21 protein-coding genes and 2 pseudogenes are annotated in these 20,753 nt (G+C 40.5%); 17 read left to right on the top strand and 6 right to left on the bottom strand.

Annotated elements, in window-relative coordinates:
• The first annotated feature begins 4 nt into the window (after window positions 1–4).
• The 7 genes from EV212_RS02680 to EV212_RS02650 all read left to right on the top strand — a co-directional run bounded on the left by EV212_RS02680 (window position 5) and on the right by EV212_RS02650 (window position 5,185).
• Window positions 5–1,228, top strand: a complete 1,224-nt coding sequence (locus EV212_RS02680) for a peptidase U32 family protein (protein ID WP_132088504.1) — start codon at window positions 5–7, stop codon at window positions 1,226–1,228.
• 51 nt (window positions 1,229–1,279) lie between these two features.
• Window positions 1,280–2,146, top strand: a complete 867-nt coding sequence (locus EV212_RS02675) for an MBL fold metallo-hydrolase (RefSeq protein WP_207669052.1) — start codon at window positions 1,280–1,282, stop codon at window positions 2,144–2,146.
• A gap of 74 nt (window positions 2,147–2,220) precedes the next feature.
• Window positions 2,221–2,859 (top strand): RNA polymerase sporulation sigma factor SigK, encoded by a 639-nt coding sequence (sigK, locus tag EV212_RS02670; protein WP_132088498.1) that lies wholly within the window; start codon window positions 2,221–2,223, stop codon window positions 2,857–2,859.
• 26 nt (window positions 2,860–2,885) lie between these two features.
• Window positions 2,886–3,404, top strand: coding sequence for a cob(I)yrinic acid a,c-diamide adenosyltransferase (locus tag EV212_RS02665; RefSeq protein ID WP_132088495.1), 519 nt, complete (start codon window positions 2,886–2,888; stop codon window positions 3,402–3,404).
• A 19-nt stretch (window positions 3,405–3,423) separates the two neighbouring features.
• On the top strand, window positions 3,424–4,065 hold the full coding sequence (locus EV212_RS02660) for a precorrin-8X methylmutase (protein WP_132088492.1): 642 nt from the start codon (window positions 3,424–3,426) through the stop codon (window positions 4,063–4,065).
• A gap of 2 nt (window positions 4,066–4,067) precedes the next feature.
• A complete protein-coding gene (locus EV212_RS02655) occupies window positions 4,068–4,811 on the top strand; it encodes a lysophospholipid acyltransferase family protein (RefSeq protein ID WP_132088489.1) in 744 nt (247 codons plus the stop codon).
• A gap of 77 nt (window positions 4,812–4,888) precedes the next feature.
• Window positions 4,889–5,185, top strand: coding sequence for a YerC/YecD family TrpR-related protein (locus EV212_RS02650; RefSeq protein WP_132088486.1), 297 nt, complete (start codon window positions 4,889–4,891; stop codon window positions 5,183–5,185).
• A gap of 44 nt (window positions 5,186–5,229) precedes the next feature.
• Here EV212_RS02650 and EV212_RS02645 read toward each other — a convergent pair whose 3' ends face one another.
• A complete protein-coding gene (locus EV212_RS02645) occupies window positions 5,230–5,850 on the bottom strand; it encodes a DUF1836 domain-containing protein (protein ID WP_132088483.1) in 621 nt (206 codons plus the stop codon).
• A gap of 126 nt (window positions 5,851–5,976) precedes the next feature.
• Between EV212_RS02645 and EV212_RS02640 the strand changes: the two genes are divergently transcribed.
• The 3 genes and pseudogenes from EV212_RS02640 to EV212_RS02630 form a co-directional block, all read left to right on the top strand.
• Entirely contained in the window at window positions 5,977–6,954 is a 978-nt protein-coding gene (locus EV212_RS02640) for a CPBP family intramembrane glutamic endopeptidase (RefSeq protein WP_132088480.1), read from the top strand.
• A 32-nt stretch (window positions 6,955–6,986) separates the two neighbouring features.
• The gene (locus tag EV212_RS02635; protein WP_132088477.1) at window positions 6,987–8,114 is read left to right on the top strand and encodes a DUF362 domain-containing protein; all 1,128 of its coding nucleotides are present in this window, start codon (window positions 6,987–6,989) and stop codon (window positions 8,112–8,114) included.
• Between the two features lie 89 nt (window positions 8,115–8,203).
• Window positions 8,204–8,638, top strand: a pseudogene (locus tag EV212_RS02630) (ABC transporter substrate-binding protein); the annotation flags it as partial.
• Between the two features lie 213 nt (window positions 8,639–8,851).
• On the opposite strand, the gene EV212_RS02625 reads toward EV212_RS02630, so the two are convergent.
• Together EV212_RS02625 and EV212_RS02620 are read right to left on the bottom strand one after the other, a co-directional pair.
• Window positions 8,852–9,835 (bottom strand): Abi family protein, encoded by a 984-nt coding sequence (locus tag EV212_RS02625; protein ID WP_132088471.1) that lies wholly within the window; start codon window positions 9,833–9,835, stop codon window positions 8,852–8,854.
• Window positions 9,836–9,885: 50 nt separating this feature from the next.
• Window positions 9,886–10,131, bottom strand: coding sequence for a hypothetical protein (locus EV212_RS02620; protein WP_306812162.1), 246 nt, complete (start codon window positions 10,129–10,131; stop codon window positions 9,886–9,888).
• Window positions 10,132–10,984: 853 nt separating this feature from the next.
• On the opposite strand from EV212_RS02620, the gene EV212_RS02615 reads away from it, so the two are divergent.
• The 7 genes and pseudogenes from EV212_RS02615 to EV212_RS02580 all read left to right on the top strand — a co-directional run bounded on the left by EV212_RS02615 (window position 10,985) and on the right by EV212_RS02580 (window position 19,172).
• Window positions 10,985–11,512, top strand: coding sequence for a replication initiator protein A (locus tag EV212_RS02615; protein ID WP_132088468.1), 528 nt, complete (start codon window positions 10,985–10,987; stop codon window positions 11,510–11,512).
• Entirely contained in the window at window positions 11,509–12,351 is an 843-nt protein-coding gene (locus tag EV212_RS02610; protein WP_132088465.1) for an ATP-binding protein, read from the top strand. The genes EV212_RS02615 and EV212_RS02610 overlap by 4 nt, the downstream gene beginning before the upstream one ends.
• Window positions 12,352–12,883: 532 nt before the next feature.
• Window positions 12,884–13,471, top strand: coding sequence for a helix-turn-helix domain-containing protein (locus EV212_RS02600; protein WP_132088459.1), 588 nt, complete (start codon window positions 12,884–12,886; stop codon window positions 13,469–13,471).
• Window positions 13,472–14,012: 541 nt separating this feature from the next.
• Window positions 14,013–15,962 carry a recombinase family protein gene (locus EV212_RS02595; RefSeq protein ID WP_132088456.1) on the top strand — a complete coding sequence of 650 codons (1,950 nt, stop codon included), beginning with the start codon at window positions 14,013–14,015 and terminating at the stop codon, window positions 15,960–15,962.
• Window positions 15,937–16,494, top strand: a pseudogene (locus tag EV212_RS02590) (ABC transporter substrate-binding protein); the annotation flags it as partial. The gene EV212_RS02595 and the pseudogene EV212_RS02590, both read left to right, overlap by 26 nt.
• 81 nt (window positions 16,495–16,575) lie before the next feature.
• Complete coding sequence (locus EV212_RS02585; protein ID WP_132088452.1) at window positions 16,576–18,447, top strand: ATP-dependent nuclease; 1,872 nt, start codon at window positions 16,576–16,578, stop codon at window positions 18,445–18,447.
• Window positions 18,444–19,172, top strand: coding sequence for a phosphatase (locus EV212_RS02580; RefSeq protein ID WP_132088449.1), 729 nt, complete (start codon window positions 18,444–18,446; stop codon window positions 19,170–19,172). The genes EV212_RS02585 and EV212_RS02580 overlap by 4 nt, the downstream gene beginning before the upstream one ends.
• 84 nt (window positions 19,173–19,256) lie before the next feature.
• On the opposite strand, the gene EV212_RS02575 is transcribed toward EV212_RS02580, so the two are convergent.
• The 3 genes from EV212_RS02575 to EV212_RS02565 all read right to left on the bottom strand — a co-directional run bounded on the left by EV212_RS02575 (window position 19,257) and on the right by EV212_RS02565 (window position 20,735).
• On the bottom strand, window positions 19,257–19,913 hold the full coding sequence (locus EV212_RS02575) for a S1 RNA-binding domain-containing protein (RefSeq protein WP_132088446.1): 657 nt from the start codon (window positions 19,911–19,913) through the stop codon (window positions 19,257–19,259).
• A 12-nt stretch (window positions 19,914–19,925) separates the two neighbouring features.
• Window positions 19,926–20,180 carry a hypothetical protein gene (locus EV212_RS02570; protein ID WP_132088442.1) on the bottom strand — a complete coding sequence of 85 codons (255 nt, stop codon included), beginning with the start codon at window positions 20,178–20,180 and terminating at the stop codon, window positions 19,926–19,928.
• Window positions 20,181–20,276: 96 nt separating this feature from the next.
• The gene (locus tag EV212_RS02565; protein WP_132088439.1) at window positions 20,277–20,735 is read right to left on the bottom strand and encodes an NlpC/P60 family protein; all 459 of its coding nucleotides are present in this window, start codon (window positions 20,733–20,735) and stop codon (window positions 20,277–20,279) included.
• Window positions 20,736–20,753: the final 18 nt, after the last annotated feature.

Below are 20,753 nucleotides of genomic sequence, written 5' to 3'. Positions count from 1 at the left end.
CAGAATGAAAAAACCAGAATTATTAATTCCGGCCAGCAGCCTGGAAGTTTTAAAAACGGCAGTGGTTTTTGGCGCAGATGCCGTATATATTGGAGGAGAGGTATTCAGCCTCCGCGCAAAGTCGAAAAATTTTTCTATGGAAGATATGCGGGAAGGAATCGCCTTTGCCCATGCTCATGGAGCAAAAGTCTATGTGACGGCCAATATCCTGGCCCATAATGGAGATCTGGACGGTGTGGAAAAATATTTCCATGAATTAAAGGCTATTGGACCGGATGCTCTTATTATTTCAGATCCGGGGGTTTTTCAGATTGCTAAGGAAGTCTGTCCCGAGATTGAAATCCACATCAGTACCCAGGCGAATAATACCAATTATCGGACTTATCGTTTCTGGCACAGTCTGGGTGCAAAGCGGGTGGTTTCAGCCAGAGAATTATCCATGGATGAGCTTCGGGAGCTTCGGGCGAATATCCCGGAGGATTTGGAGATTGAAACCTTCATTCACGGAGCAATGTGTATATCCTATTCGGGCCGGTGTCTGCTGAGCAGCTATTTTACAGGGAGGGATGCCAATCAGGGGGCCTGTACCCATCCATGCCGCTGGAAATATGCGATCATGGAAGAGACCCGACCGGGCGAATATCTTCCGGTTTATGAAAATGAACGGGGAACCTATATTTTCAATTCCAAAGATTTATGTATGATTGAACATATTCCGGAATTGGTGGAGGCTGGCATTAACAGTTTTAAGATTGAAGGGCGGATGAAGACAGCTCTCTATGTGGCCGTGGTGACCCGAACCTACCGTCAGGCTATTGACGATTATCTGAAGGATGAAGTTCTTTACCGGAGCCGAATGGATTATTACAAAGAAGAAATCGCAAAATGCACGTATCGTCAGTTTACAACGGGATTTTTCTTTGGAAAGCCGGATCACGATACACAGATTTATGATAATAATACGTATATTAAAGCCTATACCTATCTCGGCTTGATCGGAGAAGACCGGGGAGACGGTTTCTATGGGTTGGAACAGAGAAACAAATTTTCCGTTGGAGATGCCATCGAGGTTATGAAGCCGGATGGCCGGGATCTGGAGGTCACTGTGCAGGCAATGACGGATGCCGAGGGGACGATGATCGAAAGCTGCCCTCATCCGAAACAGAAGATTTTTGTAAATCTCGGTGTGGAGCTTTCTCCGTTGGATTTGCTTCGAAGAAAAGACTGATTATATACAAAGGGCGTGAGAATCATGCAGGAATATTTTAAAATTAATCAAATGGCCGAAGGTATTTACCAGATTTACGAGCCCGGTGGCGTCGGAAGCAGTCTGATCGTCGGAAAGCGTCAGGCCATGCTCATTGATACAGGTTATGGCTTTGCGGATATAAGCAAAGCAGTTCGAACAGTGACGGATCTGCCGCTTCGGGTGGTGAATACTCATGGACATACAGATCATGCAGGCGGTAATCGGTATTTTAATAAAGTATGGATGAACCCGGCGGATAAGGCGACATATAAAGAGTACCAGAATCATCAGAAACCGCTGGTGGCTGCCCGGTTTGAGTCGGTGCGTAAGGCGGCTGGTAAAGGCCCGATATGGCCGGAAGATTTTGATCGGCTGGCCTGGTATGCAGCGGGAACGAAAGAGTTTTGCTGGCTGATCAATGGCCAGACCTTTGATCTGGATGCACCGGAGGAACGATGTAATCAGACCTTTGATTTTGATGAGGCTTCCGAGGAAAATCATCTTATTGAAGCTATTTTTATACCAGGACATACGGTGGGCAGCGTGATGTTTTTCGACTGGAAAAATCACATTTTGTTTCCGGGAGATGATCTTGACTACAGCCTTTGGATGCATTTTAAGACAAGTGCGCCTTTATATACTTATCAAAAGCGTTTACAGCAGTTGGAACAGTATCGGATTGAGGCAATTTTGCCGTCTCACAGAAAGCAGCTTTTATCCCCGTGGATCATTAAACGGATGCCGGAGGCTATTGAACATTTATCTGTGGAAAAAAGCCGCAGGTTTTTCCATCCGAGAACAGGAGAACCGGGATATCTGTATAAGGAGATTTTAAACGGAGAGAGTCCGGACGGTCTCGACATGATCTATATCACCTATCAGATAAATAATATGTAAAATGTCAGGGACAGACACAGCATCCCAAAGCGACGCATACATTAAAATAAAGGTCGCATAGGGGTGCTTTTTTCTTGCAGTCATTTCCAAAACCATTGAGCAGCGAAGAAGAAGCCTATTATCTTTCCAGATATCAGGATGGAGATATGGATGCAAAAAATATTCTGGTGGAGAAAAACCTGCGGCTGGTGGCCCATATTGTAAAAAAATATGCCAGTTCCGGGCGGGATACGGATGAGCTGATCGCTATAGGTATTGTCGGTCTGGTGAAGGCTGTAAATACATTTAAGGCGGATAAAGGCAGTCGTCTGGGGACATATGCCGCCCGGTGCATTGATAACGAATTACTGATGATGCTGCGGACCGAACGAAAGTTGAACCGGGAAATATCCCTGTATGAACCAATCGGTACAGATAAAGAGGGAAATGAAATCAGTTTCATTGACGTGGTCGAAGATACTTCAGAGGATGTGGTGGACAGCATGATGCTTTCCGAGCGTATTCAAAAGATGTATTTGGCCATCGATGAGGTATTAACAGACAGAGAACGGGAAATCATATATAAGAGGTATGGGTTGAGAGGTTATAAAGAAGTAACTCAGAGAGAGATTGGAACGATGATGGGAATCTCCAGAAGTTATGTGAGCCGTATTGAAAAAAAGGCTCTGGAAAAACTCCGGCATCGTATGGCGGATTTTGGCATTATGTGGTAATATGACATTGATAGAGGAGGTTGGGTATGATACATATTTATTGCGGTGACGGCAAAGGGAAAACGACAGCAGGCATGGGATTGTGTCTGAGAGCGGCCGGCGCCGGAAAAAAAGTTTTAATCTATCAGTTTCTGAAGGATAATGCCTCCTCTGAACGAAAAATATTGGAACATATTCCGGAAGTTACACTGTTAAAAGGGCCGGAAACGATGAAATTCCTGCGGCATATGTCTTTGGAAGAAAAGGAAGCTTTAAAACAGACTTATGTCGATGTGCTTAAAAGAATAGGGCGAAAGCTTGAAGCGAAAGAATTGTCTGCGGAGGTTATATTTCTGGACGAAGTTTTATATGCGGTCAGCCGGGGGATAGTGGATGAGGCGGCGGTATGTCATCTGCTGGAAACCGGAAAAGACCGGGAGTGGATTCTAACGGGCCGATATGAAGAAGGCAGGCTCTGGGAGGCGGCAGATTATATATCCGTGATCCGTAAGGAAAAACATCCCTTTGACGGCGGTGTGGCGGCCAGAAAGGGAATCGAATATTAACGGGAGGAACACATAACACATGCTTGATAAAATGGAATTTGTCAAACCGGGAGATATTGAGGCGCGGAGTATGGAAATCATCACCGGAGAACTGGGAGATACGGGCTGGAAAGAACCGGAACTCTCCGTTGTTCGCCGGTGCATTCATACTTCTGCGGATTTTGATTACAATATAAACCTTAAGTTTTCGAAGGACGCCTGTAAAAAGGGAATTATGGCCCTTAGAAATGGGGCGGATATCGTCACAGATACCCGGATGGCCATGGCGGGAATCAATAAACGTCGTCTGGCAGAGCACGGCGGTCAGGTTCATTGCTTTATTGATGATGAGACAGTCCTGAGGGAGGCAAAGGAGCGGGGCATGACCCGGTCCGCCATATGTATGGAGAGGGGAGCCGCCATAAAAAAGCCGGTGATTTTTGTCATTGGTAATGCACCGACCGCATTGATTCGTTTGTATGAACTTGTACAGAACGGAGAGGTTAAGCCTGAATTGGTCATCGGTGTGCCGGTGGGCTTTGTCAATGTGGTGGAGTCAAAGGAATTATTTATGCAGGCGGACATACCATGGATTATTGCTGTGGGAAGAAAGGGAGGAAGCAATGTGGCGGCCGCCATATGTAATGCATTATTGTACTATAAAGATGAAGTGGAGTTTTAGAGATGGAACGAATTATTCTGATGGTCATCCGGCTTCTTTACAAGGTGCCGGGATGGTGGTTTAAAGTTTGCCGTTATGGAAAGGATGAAAATTTTGAAAAATATGATGAGGAACAGCGCTATGCCCTTTTACAGGAGGTGACCACCCGGGCCAACCGGGCCGGAAGGGTTAAGGTAGAATGTTATGGTCTGGAAAATCTTCCAAAAGAAAATGGTTATATTTTGTTTCCGAATCATCAGGGGCTTTTTGATACGTTGCTCTTTTTTGAGACCCATGGGCGCTTCACCTCTTTTGTTATGAAAAAAGAAGTGGCCAATGCGCTCTTGGTAAAACAGATTGCCCGCATGGTGCGTGCGAAGGCGATGGACAGGTCGGATGTGCGTCAGTCGATGACTGTCATACGTCAGGTATCCGAGGAAGTGAAAAAGGGCAGAAATTACATTATCTTTGCGGAAGGGACACGCAGCCGTGAGGGGAATAAGCTGCTGAATTTTAAGGGCGGCGCCTTCAAAAGCGCTGTTTATGCCAAATGTCCCATCGTCCCTGTGGCAATCATAGACTCATATAAAGCTTTTGATATTCATTCTGTGAGGAAAATGACAGCTCAGATTCATTATTTAAAACCATTGACCTATGAAGAATATAAGGGGATGAAGACGGTAGAGATTGCAGCCATCGTCAAAAGCCGAATTGAAGATGCAATTGAGCAATATGTGCCGGAGAAGAGAGAATGCTTTTTAAATTGAATTGACTTTATCATTATGAGATGTTAATATATAAGTAATGATTTCAAATTTTACAGTGTTAAAGGGTGGGATTGACTATGAATAAAAAGATACGCACACCGGCAGTGGAGACGTTATTTGAAGCGATTATCCAGTTGAAAACGGTGGACGAGTGTTTTGATTTTTTTGAGGATTTGGCGACGATCAATGAGATCCTTTCGCTGTCCCAAAGATTCGAAGTGGCCAGAATGCTCCGTCAGCATAAAACCTATCTGGAGATTGCCGAGAAAACAGGTGCATCGACGGCGACGATCAGTCGTGTGAACCGCTCCCTGAATTATGGAAATGATGGGTACGATCTGGCGATTCAGCGGATTCAGGAAAAACAGGAATAAGCAGGAAGCACCTGTTTCTCTGTCAGGAGAAACAAGTGCTTCTTTTACTTTTTATTATTCTCACTGTCATCAGGAAAGGAAAAAGAGTCGATCAGCTTTTCAATCAGTTGTTTTTTGATGTAAACATCATAGGAAAGCAGAGCAATAACAGATAATAATTGAAGATATTCCTGCTCATCCTCCGGACCATCCGGAAAAATTTTCTGTGCTGATTCGGACAGCTGCCGGATGTCCTCGCCGATGCGTGTGGACTGCTCCGGTTCTGCATTCATAATACGGCTGTAGAGCCAGGTCATGTCATGACCTTCGGTATTTTTAAAGTAACGATTGTTTATTGGCGTGAGCAGTTTCTGTATATCGTTGATAGACAATATATTTTTAAAATAGTAGATAAATATGAGAAGCAGCATATGGTCCTTGGAATACTTCTTTTTTTCGGGAGGAGGAAGAAGGTGGTTCTTCGCATAATTATTGATCATAGTTTTTGTGAGAATCTTGTCCTCCGGGTAGCGTTTGGAATGTTTCAGATGGTCGTCCATGAAGGAAGTGACCTGGTCCATATAAAGGTCAATATTCGGCAGATCGGCTGCTGAAACCGGAGGCTGTTCTGATATATGCTGAATAAACTCATCTAAAATTGTTTGAATGGAAGGAAAATTATCCATAAATACACACTCCTGTAAAAAATGAAAAAAACGTTTGATATGTCTTATTATATCGAATTTACGGAAAAAGTCAATGAAAGTACAATATATAGTTTTTAAAACTACATTGAAAAACGGAGGGAATTCATGGAAGAATATTATAAAGAAAATTATGAGAATCATCCGGGCCTGAGCGCCAGGGCCGGCAATCGGATTTTATGTGTGACAACAGTAGTTATGATAGGAATTCAGTTTTTACTGGTCTTTTTCGGCGTTTATGATATGCTGCCCCTGGTGCTCGGCACTCAGTTGTCTGTCCTGATCATTCCAGTTGCCGGGGCATTTATCTCAGGGGCAGACATAAAAGAGACGTTCAGAATACGGGCGGTGAGTATTAAGACCGTGGTGTTTTCACTTATGATCATTCTTTGCTCGTATCCAATCGTGGCGCTGCTGAATGTGATATCTATGTTTTTTGTAGAAAATGCAGTTGCAGAGACGGCAGCAGGACTTTATCAACATGGTTTTCTGGCATCCATGCTGGTGATGGCGCTGTGTCCGGCCATCGGCGAAGAATTTTTGATGCGGGGGATTGTTTACCGGAGTTATCGAAAAAAATCGCCGGTTTTGGCCTGGATTTTATCAGCGGTCATCTTTGGACTGCTCCATATGAATTTTAATCAGATGCCCTATGCGATTTATCTGGGGTTGATCATGGTAGTAATGATGGAAGCCAGTGATTCGATCGTGACACCGATGCTCATGCACTTTTTTATGAACGGCATTTCTACCTTGTCCGGCTTTTTTTCAGAAGCTATGGTGGAGAATATGCCCGGGGCGGCCTATAATGCGGAGAGTGTACTCGGGTCAGGCGCCGAGATGAGAATTACCCTGGTATCTATAGGAATTTTAGCGGTGATCATGATACCGCTGATCATATTGATCATTAAAGCAACTTTCCGTGTCAATGGACGGAAAGTTTCCGACGCTTTTAAGAAAGATGCACCTGCCTATCAGCGTTATGATCTGCCGGAGATTGATGAGACGGAAAATATTCTGGACCCATGGCTGGTCATTGCCATATTAGTAATGGTGGTCATCACGGCCATGAATACATTTATGTAACAATAGAAACGATGTGAAGAAAGGAGAATTTCTTGAAAAGTCAGGTTATTTTACTCAAATGTGACACATACGACAGGAAAAAGATATATGAAGAACTTTGTTGGGGAATTGAGCAGCTTGGCGGTATCTGCCGGTTTGTCCGTCCGGAGGAAAAAATCCTTTTAAAACCAAATCTTCTTCGGAAGGCAGAGGTAGATAGCGCTATAGTGACCCATCCGCTGGTTGTGTCTGAGGTGGGGCGGATTTTAAAGGAGGCGGGCTGCAGCCACTTATTCTATGGAGATTCGGCGGGCGTCGGTTCTATGGAAAGAATTGCGGAGGCTTGTGGTCTGGCCGATGAGATGGAGGCGCTTGAAATTCCAATGGCTGATTTTAATGAGAGTGTGCTCATATCTTATCCTGAGGGAAAGATGGCCAGACAGTTTCATATAGCGAGGGGGATTCGGGAAACGGATGCTCTCATCAATATATGTAAGATGAAAACCCATCAGTTGGAGCGGATGACAGGAGCTGTGAAAAATATGTACGGCTGCATTCAGGGCCTTCATAAAGCGAAGGGACATACCAAATATTCCAATGCAGAGAGTTTTGCCCGGATGCTGGTGGATTTAAATCAATTTATTCGGCCAAGACTTTACGTTATGGATGGTATCACCGCTATGGAAGGTAATGGCCCGGCTTCGGGAACGCCGGTGCATATGGGTGTGATGCTCATATCGACAGACCCGGTCGCATTGGATAGTGTTTGCTGCGCACTGATGAATCTGGCACCGGAGCTGGTGCCGACCAATGTTCAGGGAGAGAAGATGGGACTTGGCGTCTGGCGGGAAGAGGATATCGAAGTCCTTACACGGGATGGCAGGCTGACGACTACCCAGGTGAGAGAATATTTCGGTAAGGTGGATTATGATGTAAACCGGGGAAAGGAAGTGCGTCGTCTGTGGCGTCAGATTCGCTGGCTATCCCGGCATTTTCAGAGAAAACCGTATATTGTGGAAAGCCGATGTATTCGCTGCGGAATATGTGTGGAAGCCTGTCCGGTGGAAGGAAAGGCGATTCATTTGAATAAGCCGGCAGCGCCGGTCTATGATTATAAAAAGTGTATTGCATGTTTCTGTTGTCAGGAAATGTGCCCGAAAAAGGCCATTCAGGTGAAATAAGGGAACAGAGAGATCCGTTTCAGTGAAAACAGAGGAACCCATAGGACCTCCGTCGAATACTATAAAGTAGATTTGATGGGAGGTTAGTTATGCGAAAAAAGGGTATAGTTATCGGAACGGTTTTGTCTATGCTGCTCGTGGTATTGACCGGGTGCGGCAAGAGTACGGCCGGGCTTACGAAGGTAAGGCTTCAGGAAGTGGCTCATTCCATTTTTTATGCACCGATGTATGTGGCGCTGGAAGAAGGATATTTTCAGGAAGAGGGCCTGGATGTGGAACTGACCAACGGCAACGGCGCTGACAAGGTCATGACTGCCATGATCGCCGGTGAGGCGGATATCGGCTTTATGGGGCCGGAAGCGACGATTTATGTCTACAACGAAGGAAACTCAGATTATGCCGTCAACTTTGCCCAGTTGACCCAGAGAGCCGGAAACTTTCTTGTTGGCCGGTCAAATGACCAGAATTTCGCCTGGTCAGACTTAAAGGGGAAAACCGTCATTGGCGGTCGGGCAGGTGGCATACATATATCAATGTAAATTTAGAGAGTATTGTGATTTTATGTAATTGGGTGGATGAAATGAATAGTGCGAAAGAATTTCAGAAATTGAAATAAAAAAATATCATGAAATCAAAAGAGGAGCCAGATTTCTCCGGCTCCTCCAAGTATGTGTCCGCAAACACATACCCCAATTGCTATTAATAATATACTATAATAACGAAAAATATGCAATAGATTAGATTGAATTTTTTAATATTGTCATCCGCAAAAACAAGTCTGGATGAACGGTGATTGCGGCTACGGCAGAACTAACCTGCCCCTCATATTCTTTAGTTATTTTTTCAAATTCTCTTATAAATGCTTTGATTTCAGTTTTGGACACTTTCAACAACTTTAAGAAATAACATATAAGAATGATATAATCCCCTATAGTCTTAAAATTTATGTATGGTAATCCCATTTCTAACATTAGACATTGCTTCATAGGTTTCGATGGATCCATTTTTCTAAAACGTGTATCATAAACAACATCATTATGTGCGATGGCATTTCTTAAATCTTTTAATGCATATACATATTTATAGACTAACGTACAATTGGTATCGCTGGACAAATTCAAACCAATATTTCTTGAAATCTTTTTTCTGACATCTTGTGTTAAGCAGGAAAGAAGATATCCAAAATCTCCCATTGTCAAAATTTCAAAGATTGCCCAGATTGGGACTTCATTATAATTCACAGTATTATAAAAATGTGTAATTTTCGGATTTTCTTTTCGGTATGCCGCTGCAATAGAATTTTGAATAGAACCCTGTAAATTCAATTTATTGTTCTGGAATTTTTTCTTAATGTCTTCCGAAGTTCCTGGTGGAGCATTTTTGTAACTGCTGACGGCTTTGTCATACATATCATAAATGCTGTTTGAATTAATCTCTGCCATAATGGTATTAAGGGCAATGTTTTTAAGAGCAGTTTCAATCAACATCATTTTACCGTATAACAATGATTTTAATTTTGTGTCGTATTGAATCGTAGCATTAATTTCATTGTATGAGGTAAAAGGGATTCTACGATTGGACGAAACAAAAAAACGGTATCCCTTATATCCGTGAAAATATCCTGTATTAATTAATTGTTGCTTTTGTGAACTGCCTGAAATAGCAATTCCATTATTCCGAAGATGCCGCATTAGTGCATCTGTTGATTTATAATTTGACATAAATTCTCCTGTTTAACATTTAAAACTATTAATTGTGATACAATCGATTTTTAGCCTGTAATAAAACGAATGTTTTCCTTCAGTTCATCGCTAAATTCTTCTAAATCGTTCATAGTGATTGCACCTTCATTTAAAAGTGAAACAATGTTAGAGATGCAATTAGAACGACTCATTCTTAACTGCACACCGGTATCTTTTTTATCATTGCGAATACGTTCTTCTAAAGTCCAAAATTTTTCGGAAGGAGTTCCTTCACCATTTAGCAATTCAATATATTCTTTATTCAACTTATCCATATAGGCTTATTGCCAGTCTGAAATTTTCTCTCTGAACAAAGACCAATCCTTTTTGGTAAATCCGTATTCTGACATTTGTATCCCCTCCACTTTGACATAAGTAAATTATAGTATAAGCAGTTCTGTTTCTCAATACTTGTCTTTTGAAAAATTGCATTTAATTTTCGCTTTTGTATGATTGAGAATTACAATTCAAAATTGAATTTTAAAACGTCGAATGCTATAATCTTCTTATAAGGCAAATTATCAGAATCATATTGTAAAAGCATCATAAAAAATCAAACACACTCTGAATATCACTTATCTAAAAAAATAGTATTCTCTGCATTTTTTCTTTTTCAAATTATCAAGAGCAAGATCCACCCCGGTATTACCATATCGCCATTCTGCCATATACGTAATATTCCGGAGTTTTATCTTGTTGGGGAACTGTCGCCTCCCCATACCCACTTTTTTATTAGCTACACCGGCGGTGTATGCAGCAAAATATCATAATTAACATAATTCTATTTTGAGGCATTCAATAAGTAATTGGATGCCTTTTTCTTTTTGAAAATACACATGGTGATGCGAACAAATTCTTTTGTAAGCCAATTATATAAGCAAGGGTATGGGGAATTGTCACTCCCCATCAAGAGAACACCCATAAGGTGAACGGAGGCGGAAACGTGATAACGTTAAACATGGGTGGATCTTGCTCTTGTAAAATTTTTTCTCTCTGTACCCTGTAAAATGAGCTTTTTCCCTTTCGTTATATAGGGAGATATAAAAAGAGAATTTTAATAAAGCATAAAAATCTCTTTGGGAAAGCCGGCATCCGTCTCCTTAATTTTTCAGAAAGGTAAAAGAAAATATGAAATTTGAATATATGATGGAAACGGAAAAGATACTTCCCTATTATCAGTTCCCTAAATTTTTGTTAGAGCTACCACTCTCTCAAAATGCAAAAATACTTTATATGCTGTTATATGACAGAGCCAGAGTTTCACAGAAAAACCATTGGCTCAATGAAGACGGATATGTATATTTCGTCTTTCCGATTACAGAAATTTCTTTAAAATGGGGAAAATGTTGTACTTCTGTAAAAGCTGCCATGAAGGAATTAGATGAGTATGGATTGTTGATTCGCAATTCCGGAGGATTTTCAAAACCAAATCATTTATATATGCGAATCCCCTGTATAGAGTTGATTTCTGAACCGGATGTAAAGCAGACAGACGAAAATAAAACTTCCATTGGGATGAAAAGCTGTCCTTCATTCAGTCGGAAAACAGCCTCTTCTATGGTCGGAAATGTGGCACCTAGTAAAGTAAAAGAAAAATATAATTTTAGTAATAAGATTAGAGTAAATTACGAATATGAGGAGGGCGACAGTCTATGATAAATCAGGAAAACACATATTTAGGTGCAGATGGATTAGCATATTGCAAGATTTGTGGAGAACCTGTAGAGGCATTTTTCCCTCCAGACAGTATTCTTGGTATGAAAAAACATTTTAGACAATGTGCATGTATCCGTCAAAAGCGTGAAGTAGAGGAAAAGGCATATAAAGAAAGAGAACACCGCGAATTAGTGGAAAGAAATAGAAAAATCTGTTTTGAAGAACCACGAATGTATGATTGGAATTTTGAACTGGCAGAAAAGACTACCACCATCGAGAAGGCCAAAGAATACACAGCAAACTGGAATGATATGAAGAAAAATCATATTGGTTTTCTCTTGTGGGGACCAATAGGAACCGGAAAGAGTTACATAGCCTGTTGCATTGCCAACGCACTTTTGAATCGGGAAATTACTGTGAAAATGACAAATTTTAATACAATTATTGATGATATGTTTCCATTAGAGGATAAAACAGAATATATCAATGCTTTGGCACGATATGAACTTTTAATTTTGGATGATCTTGGCACAGAACGAAGTTCTGAGTATGCTCTTGGAATTGTATTCAGTGTAATTGACCGAAGATATCGCTCCGGCAGACCATTAATCGTAACTACCAATCTTCCGATAAAACAATTAAAAGAAGAAACGAACATAGAAAAGAAACGAATTTATGATCGTATTTTGGAAATGTGTGTTCCGTTATATGTCGGCGGTTCTAGCTATCGGAGTGATATTGCCCATGAAAAAATGGGGAAAATGAAAACCTTTTTCGCTACTGCCGAATCAAGTCAGACTGAAAATATTATAGAGCAGACAGGCACAAAAACAATCTGATGTTTATATCTTAGTATAGACATCAGAAATAGAAAGAGTGTGATAGTTCTGCAGAAACCTACGTATTACCTGTGGCGAACAGATTATACGTCATCAGAAGACTTTGAGGCAGATAAGGAGAAATATAGGAAAATAGGTTTTCGGGTTGTCACATTTGCAGATGGGCAGCCGGATAAAAATATACATAATGGAATAAAAGCATTGATTCGAAACCATATAAAAGAAATCAATCAGTAATTTCTATGGGCGGGAGACATTCTCTTGCTTAAGTAGTTAATATAGCGTCAAAAATAGAACGCATGATGAAAGTACATAAGAAAATGCGAGGGGTAAACCGATACAGAGAACAACCGAAAAAATAAATATAAGATCATATTTTTCTTGTAACTTATATATAAAACCAAGTATAATTAGTTGAAAAGTTCTATTCTAAACCATGTAAAACTATTTTGACAAGGGAAAAAGGGCAATGTCAAAGGCTTTTGACAGACAAAATAGCTATATTCAGATACAATAAAGGAGAAGATTCAAGATGGATATTGGATTACAAATCAAGAAATTTAGGGAACAACAAAAAATTTCTCAAGAAGAGCTGGCTCTTAAAATATTTGTTTCAAGACAAACAATTTCTAATTGGGAAACAAATAAAAGTTGTCCAGATATTAAAAGTTTAATTACTTTATCTAATATCTTCAATGTGTCTTTAGATAATTTTATAAAAGAAGATATAAAGGAGATGAGGGAAATTGTAGAAAAAGCAACAATTAAAAAGTTTAATGTGATAAGTGTAGTTTTCCTAATTGAATTAATAGTTGTAGCCGTAAGTGCCTATCCTTTATTTAGTATTAAGGGAAATATAGGAATTGTTATCTGGTTATGCTTGTTCGCAATAACGCTCTATACGGCATGTAAGATTGAAAAATTCAAAAAGAGATATGATATTCAAACCTATAAAGAAATTTTGGCATTTATTGACGAAAAACAATTAACGCATGATGAAACACAACAAGAAATAGGAAAAAGAAATTATCAAAAAATCATATTTGCATTCATTGCAGGTGCAATCGCACTTATTATATGTTTTGTTGTAATTTTTATTTGTCAGTATTTAACAAATTAAAACGGAGGGAAAATCATGGAATTTTGGCTTATTATGATTGGCTTTATAGTTATGGGCGGAAGTTGTTCATTAGCAGGTACTTGGTGGGATAGAAAGAATAAAAAAAGAAGAAAAAAAGAAGAAAAGAAACAATAGTAAATTCTATTTGCTCTAAAATCAAATAAGGAGAGGAAATGCTGAACAAAGGATATAAATTAGTAACTATGTCTATGGTCGGAACAGATAAAGCTATATTAGTATTTAAGATTTAGGGCACTAATAGATTCTAACAAAATTTAATATCCATACACACAAAGCAGTTGGTCTTTACGACTGACTGCTTTTTAGTGCTGTTTTATATATCAAGGCTCATTCAATCGTGGTAAATTCGTGGTAAAATGAGTGTTTCGATATACTTCAAAAGGTCCGAAAGTACAGTGGTTATGTGGATGATCGAAAATTGTATATAAAGTTTATATGAGACTCCGTTTACGAAAATGATTTTTTAATATATAATTATATTACATTATTCTATGATAAATATTTCAGAAAGGGTAAGAGTATGAATGCAGGTTATGTGCGTCTTTCAAGAGATGACGATAAGCGAAATTATGTTTCTATAGAAAATCAGAAGTTAATTATCAATCAGTATGCATCTGACCATGGAATGGTTATTGATCGATGGTATGAAGATGACGGAGTGTCAGGTTATATTTTTGACAGACCGGGATTTAGGCAGTTGATGGCTGATCTGGATAAAGATATTGATACCGTATATGTGAAAGATTTCTCTCGTCTTGGCAGACATAATGCGAAGGTTCTTTTGCTTTTGGATGAATTTCAGGAACGGGGAAAACATCTCATTGTCATTGATGATAATTATGATTCTTTCGATTCCAGCGACGACACCATTGGAATTAAAACATGGTTCAATGAGCGTTATGTAAAAGATACCAGTAAGAAAATCAAAAGAGCGATCGGAGCTAGACAAAAAGAAGGCACTCTTATGACAAAACCACCTTTCGGATATTGTCGGGATACGAAAGACAAAAGTATCATCAAAATCGTTCCCAAAGAGGCAGAATTTATCAAAATGGTTTACGATCTTTATATCTCCGGATCCGGTTATCGCAAAATAGCAAATTATTTGACCGACCAGGGTATCCCAACGCCTTCTATGGTACAGCGAGAACGAGAAATTGAAGAAGGTCGCATAAGCAAAAAGAAAGTTGCAGCCATTTGGTCTGACAGCATGGTGAAGGAATTATTAGATAATGATTTTTACATTGGAACTTTTCGTTTGCGAAAACGTGCCAGAAATACAGTACATGGAAAGGATAAACGTGTTCCAAAAGAAGAACAGTGTATTTTTGAAGATCATCATCCGGCAATTATTGATAAAGCCACTTTTTCTCTTGTACAGGAATTAAAGGAAAAGCGTAATCGCACAAATTATCGTGGAAGCAGGGGGGAATGGATCGGTTCAGAAATTCCCAATCCTTTTGGAAGCTGTTTGTTTTGTAAAGATTGTGGAAGTCGTTTGACACCGATTAAGCGTCAAACATCCAGAAGAGAAAGAAAATATTATATTTGTACTACCTATAATACGAAAGGCAGGCGGTATTGTGAGAAAGCGCATCTGATTGAGGAACATGATTTGATGGAAGATGTGCTGAATTATATTAAACTATGCAGAGAAGCGCTTTGTGAAGTAATTTCCACATATGATATGAGGGACTTTGAGGCAGAAAAGAAAACGCTGGCAGAAAAACGACAGGACATTCAGGAAGAAATTCAAAACCGAAAAAATCAACTAAAGGTACTTTTAACACAAAAAATAAAAGATTTATCCATAGCATCTGAAAATGAGGATTTGATCCATGAAACCTATGATTCCATGCAAAAGGATCTACTGGCGCAGATTCATGGTTTGGAGATGCAGGAAAAAGAACTGAATGAAACTACTATAGAAACGCCGGATGTAAAGGACAAATTGAGAAACGCATTGGATGTAGTTGATAAAATCATTGCAGGTGGAACTCTTGACCGAAGAGATATTGAACTGTTGATTGAGAGAATAGACGTAGATAAAGAGGGAATGCCGGAAATCACTTTAAAATATGGTTTGTCTGATTTAATTAATTACAGTCCTGCTGATGAGATGAATCGCCGGGAAAATACCGTAATCGCTCTTGTAATGAAGTTGATTATAGAAGAGGAACGTGGATATACATCTGCAAAATATTTGTCAGAACATATCACAGCATTGGGATTTAAGAAAACGAAACAAAGTATCTTGCCTTATATCAATCTGATGAAAGAATTGGGAATTTTGGAAGATATGGATAATTCGCTGAAACCTTACAATATTGTGAAAACAAAAGAAGAGATTACGGTATTGATGCATCAATATCTGCCGGATTTGCCGACTCAAATGACTTCTGAACAATTATCGAACGATTATTTACATTGTAATGGTGGCGTAAGGCGGTATGCCGCAGATGGTTTTTGAGTATATTCTGAAGATGAATGGTATAGACCCGACAACGGATCTGACCATTATCCAGAATATTGATTTTGGCGTGACAGCAGAGGCTTTCGTCGGAGGCACCGGAGATTATACAGTGGAATTTGAACCTCATGCGACAGGCATTGAAAAAGACGGTTCCGGCTATGTTATCGCATCTCTTGGTGTGGATTCGGGCTATGTGCCGTATACCTGTTTCTCCGCCCTTGGTTCTTATATGAAGGAACATCCGGAGATCATCCAAAGCTTTACCCGGGGTATCCAAAAGGGACTGGACTATGTGAACAGCCACAGCAGCGAGGAAATTGCGAAAGTCATTCAGCCACAGTTTGAAGAAACCGATGATGATACGCTGAAAACAATCGTGGAAAGATATCATAGCCAGGATACCTGGAAAACGGATACTATTTTTACAGAGGAGGCTTTTGAACTCCTGCAAAATATTCTGGAGGAAGCTGGAGTTCTTGAACAACGGGTGGATTATGATGCACTTGTAACGACTCAGTTCTCAAAATGATAAAGCATTGGCACCGGGCGCTTTTACACAGGGGAAAATTCCTCCTGCGCCCGGGCGCGTTCGATAGACAGGGGGGATTGTATGCGATTAAATCGACTTCGGATTCAAGATTTTAAATCGATTCGGGATATGGAGATTGAAGATATTGAAAATGTTCTGATTCTGGTTGGGAAAAATAATACGGGAAAGACAATCATTCTGGATGCTCTGCGTATTTTGGATGATACATATCGGATTGATGAAAATGATTTTAATGTGGATGGGGGAAACATTGAGATTGATGTGGACTTGCAGTTGGACGATGAGGATCTGCATATGTTTAACGAGGATAGTATCGTCAGCAATTATAAACGTTATGATCTGTGGCTCCGGGAATTTAAAAATCGGCTGCCTTCTTACGATGAGACGACAGGGCTGCTTCGTTTTCGGCTGACTGTCAATAGGAATGGAAAACGGCGATACAGTGATGGTATTCGGAAAAATAATGTTTATATTGCCCAGGTAGTTCCCAAATTCTATTATATTGACAGTATGCGTCACTTTCAGGATATTCAGGATGATATTTTTTTATGCCAGGAGGGCGAATGGACCGGACGGCTTCGGGATGGCCGCTGTCTTTTTGATGGAGGAAAGGAATGCCGTCATTGTTTTCATTGTATCGGAAAGATTGAACAGAAGACGCCGGCTGATTTGAATGTATTGGAGACGGCCCGGTTGTTTGAATATAAACTTTATCAGGGAAATTTTAATCGTTTTGCTCGGAGCGTTAATGATTACTTTCACAAAAACGGCGGCCAGAGTGAAGATATCTATTATTATATGGCAGAAAATATGGCGGATATATGTAAGGTCAGTGGTTTTGTGCGGAATCGGGAGCGGGATGTGGAAATGCCTTTGTCACAGATGGGGACAGGCATGCGCTGCATTTATATTTTATCGCTGCTGGAGGCCTATATGTATGGAGGAAAACGGCTTTCATGCATTATTCTGATGGAAGATCCGGAAATATTCCTTCATCCGAGACTTCAAAAGGTTGCCGGGGAAATTTTGTATCGTCTGTCCAAAACGAATCAGGTCATTTTTACGACCCATTCGCCGAATATGCTGTTTAACTTTACCTCAAATCAGATTCGTCAGATTGTTTTGGATAAGGAGTGGTATTCAACGGCGAAAAAGCCGGAGGATGTAGATGAGATTCTCGACGATCTGGGCTATACGGCCAATGATCTGATGAACGTCAATTTTGTTTTTATTGTTGAAGGAAAGCAGGACAAAAGTCGGCTGCCGCTTTTACTGGATAAATACTATTCCGAAATATTGGATGAGGAAGGGAAACCTTATCGAATGGCGATCATCACAACGAATAGTTGTACGAATATTAAAACCTATGCGAATTTAAAATATATGAACAAGCTTTACCTGAAAGACCAGTTTCTTATGATCCGGGACGGAGACGGTAAAGATCCGGAGGTGCTGGCAAATCAGCTCTGCCGATATTATGACAGATGCCGGGTAACGGATGTGGACAGGATGCCGAAGGTGACCCGGCGAAATGTTCTTATTTTAAAATACTATTCTTTTGAAAATTATTTTTTAAATCCGGATATCATGGTAAAAATTGGAATTTTGGACAGCGTGGGAGAATTTTATGATATACTGTATGATAAGTGGAAAGAATATCTTTACCGTTTAAAGAGCGGCAGGCATTTTACTGAGGCGACCGGCCTCGATATCCAACGTCCGGAGGATATCCGCGAGCATATGGAAGAATTCAAAATATATATGCGAGGACATAATCTTTACGATATTTTTTATGGCCGTTATAAGAAAAGGGAAAATGAGATTTTAAAAGCCTACATTGATACGGCGCCGAGGGATACGTTTAAAGATATTCTGGATGCTATTGATCAATTTATTTATTTTGAAAATCGAGTAAAGGAAGGGACATTATGAAGATAGAGTTGGATACTCACACCCACACACTGGCCAGCGGTCATGCCTATAATACGATTACGGAAATGATCGATGCGGCAGTGGAAAAAGGTCTGAAACTTCTGGCAATCACGGAGCATGCGCCGGCTATGCCGGGAAGCTGTAAAGATTTTTACTTTTATAATTTAAAAATATTGCCGAGATTTCAGAAAGGCCTGGAGTTGATGTTTGGCGTGGAATTAAATATTATGGATTACACGGGCCGGGTAGACTTGCCGGAGCGGTATATGGATTGCACAGACCTTCGAATCGCAAGCCTCCATCCACCCTGCATAACACCGGGGTCCACAGAGGAGAATACGGCGGCCATGTTGGGCGTTATTCATAACCCTTATGTGGATATTCTGGGGCATCCGGACGACGGACGCTATCCACTGGATTATGAGAAAGTCATTGTTGAGGCGAAGAAATACGGGAAGATTGTGGAATTGAACAACAATTCCATGAGTCCTTTAAATTCCCGGACCAACGCCCGTGAAAATGACCGGGTCATTCTGGGCTTGTGTAAGAAATATGAGGTACCTGTGGTCATGGCAACGGATGCGCATGCCAGTTTTATGGTGGGAGATTTGACCCAGGCTGTCCAGGTGGCTGAAGAAGCAGGTTTTCCGGAAGAATTGCTTTTGAATGATTCGGTGGAAAAGTTCAAACATTTTTTGAGCGAAGGAAGAAAACGCGGCAGATAATAAGGGTATACACAAAAGAAAAAAGGGCGGCTTCATCGGCTAAATGTTTTTAGCTGAGCAGCTGCCCTTTGTTGATTCTTTTATTTAATCCAGTTTGATACCGGCGAGTAAAGCGCCAAGATTTGTAGCCGCATCGCCTTCAGATTTGAAATGCACGGATTCTCTTTCATATCTTGGTTCAGCAGTGTCATCTGTCAGCAGAGCTTTCATGCTGAGGCTGAGCTTGCCTTCTTTTTTCTGGATAACTTTTACTTTTACAGTATCGCCGACAGCTACAACATCGTTTGGCGTTTTGATGCGTTTGGTGCTCATCTGAGAGATGTGTACCAGACCACTCAAATTGTTTTCAAGCCGGATGAAAGCACCGTAGGAAGTGATTTTTTCAACGGTTCCTTCAAAGATATCACCAACAGAAATAGCTTCAATCTGCGCCGCTCTTTCAGCAGCAACCTTTTCCTGCTGAGCAGCACGACCGGATAAAACGAGACGTTTTTGTTCGGCATCTACGGTAATGATCTTAACATCGATGGTTTTGTTCAGCCATTCATTTAAATCTTCGACATAGCTTGTGGAAAGCTGGGAAGCCGGAATAAATCCGCGGACATCCTGAACATAAGCGATGACGCCGGCGTTGACAACGCCTTTGATCTGAACAGAAAGAATGGTGTTCTCATCCATCATCTGCTGTAATTCTTCCCATGAAATTTTTTCTTCTGTAGCACGTTTTGTTGATTCACTCATATTTTCACCTCATTATTCTTCACAGGTTTCGGCAGACATTTTAGAAGGATCCATTTTTACATATTCACGAGTGCTGGTGACATCTTCGGAATCCTCATCGTCAAACATATCGTCAAAATCCTCGTCTAAATCATCATCCCAGGTGTCATCGAAATTATCAGAAGCTTTTTTATCCATGATATCTTTAATGATATAGATGATACTTCCAACGGCAATGGCAGCGGTCAATGTTTTAATGACAAATTTAAAAAATTTACCGATCTTCATAAAATCACCTTCCTGTTTTTTAATCACATATAGTTAGTATTATATAGTATTTTTGTTAAAAAATAAAGATATTATTTACTTTGACCTGAAAAATTATTAAAATAGAAAGCGACGGGTTTTGATATAAGTACGTCCCGCATTGGCGCGTTCCCGGCAGAAGGTGTCCAGATTTTTAACGGTCGGTCCGGGATGGCCGTTGTCATTATGGCCGATGAGCTTTTTCTGACCAAGATACATTTCCACATGTCCTACCTGGAAGGGTCGGGAAGTATCGGTGCCTTTAAAGAAAAGCAGGTCTCCGGGTTTCAAACGGGCAGCGTCAGGCGTATCCATATCACCAAAATCCACATCCAACCCTTTAAGAGACAGTATCTGTTCCGGGGTGTCCATTCCGATATCAATTTTTAATGTTGAAAGATAAATCCACCAGACAAAGGAAGAACAGTCGCTGTAACCTTTGTCGACCAGTAAACGGCGACTGGATTGAGTGTACTGGTTTTTCTCACGGAGGAGTAAAGCCTGACGCACAATTTGAACCTGTTTCGAAGATTTCATGGAGTCATTCCTTTCTAA

The organism is Frisingicoccus caecimuris (assembly GCF_004340975.1).
Taxonomy (GTDB): domain Bacteria; phylum Bacillota; class Clostridia; order Lachnospirales; family Lachnospiraceae; genus Frisingicoccus; species Frisingicoccus caecimuris.
Note: the sequence above shows the minus strand (reverse complement) of the source record. Positions and strands in the feature narration are given on the sequence as shown.

Coding starts and splice junctions, on each gene's coding strand:
- EV212_RS02680 (WP_132088504.1), top strand. CDS start 5: ATGAAAAAACCAGAATTATTAATTCCGGCCAGCAGCCTGGAAGTTTTA.
- EV212_RS02675 (WP_207669052.1), top strand. CDS start 1,280: ATGGCCGAAGGTATTTACCAGATTTACGAGCCCGGTGGCGTCGGAAGC.
- EV212_RS02665 (WP_132088495.1), top strand. CDS start 2,886: ATGATACATATTTATTGCGGTGACGGCAAAGGGAAAACGACAGCAGGC.
- EV212_RS02660 (WP_132088492.1), top strand. CDS start 3,424: ATGCTTGATAAAATGGAATTTGTCAAACCGGGAGATATTGAGGCGCGG.
- EV212_RS02655 (WP_132088489.1), top strand. CDS start 4,068: ATGGAACGAATTATTCTGATGGTCATCCGGCTTCTTTACAAGGTGCCG.
- EV212_RS02650 (WP_132088486.1), top strand. CDS start 4,889: ATGAATAAAAAGATACGCACACCGGCAGTGGAGACGTTATTTGAAGCG.
- EV212_RS02645 (WP_132088483.1), bottom strand. CDS start 5,850: ATGGATAATTTTCCTTCCATTCAAACAATTTTAGATGAGTTTATTCAG.
- EV212_RS02640 (WP_132088480.1), top strand. CDS start 5,977: ATGGAAGAATATTATAAAGAAAATTATGAGAATCATCCGGGCCTGAGC.
- EV212_RS02625 (WP_132088471.1), bottom strand. CDS start 9,835: ATGTCAAATTATAAATCAACAGATGCACTAATGCGGCATCTTCGGAAT.
- EV212_RS02620 (WP_306812162.1), bottom strand. CDS start 10,131: ATGGATAAGTTGAATAAAGAATATATTGAATTGCTAAATGGTGAAGGA.
- EV212_RS02615 (WP_132088468.1), top strand. CDS start 10,985: ATGAAATTTGAATATATGATGGAAACGGAAAAGATACTTCCCTATTAT.
- EV212_RS02610 (WP_132088465.1), top strand. CDS start 11,509: ATGATAAATCAGGAAAACACATATTTAGGTGCAGATGGATTAGCATAT.
- EV212_RS02600 (WP_132088459.1), top strand. CDS start 12,884: ATGGATATTGGATTACAAATCAAGAAATTTAGGGAACAACAAAAAATT.
- EV212_RS02595 (WP_132088456.1), top strand. CDS start 14,013: ATGAATGCAGGTTATGTGCGTCTTTCAAGAGATGACGATAAGCGAAAT.
- EV212_RS02585 (WP_132088452.1), top strand. CDS start 16,576: ATGCGATTAAATCGACTTCGGATTCAAGATTTTAAATCGATTCGGGAT.
- EV212_RS02580 (WP_132088449.1), top strand. CDS start 18,444: ATGAAGATAGAGTTGGATACTCACACCCACACACTGGCCAGCGGTCAT.
- EV212_RS02575 (WP_132088446.1), bottom strand. CDS start 19,913: ATGAGTGAATCAACAAAACGTGCTACAGAAGAAAAAATTTCATGGGAA.
- EV212_RS02570 (WP_132088442.1), bottom strand. CDS start 20,180: ATGAAGATCGGTAAATTTTTTAAATTTGTCATTAAAACATTGACCGCT.
- EV212_RS02565 (WP_132088439.1), bottom strand. CDS start 20,735: ATGAAATCTTCGAAACAGGTTCAAATTGTGCGTCAGGCTTTACTCCTC.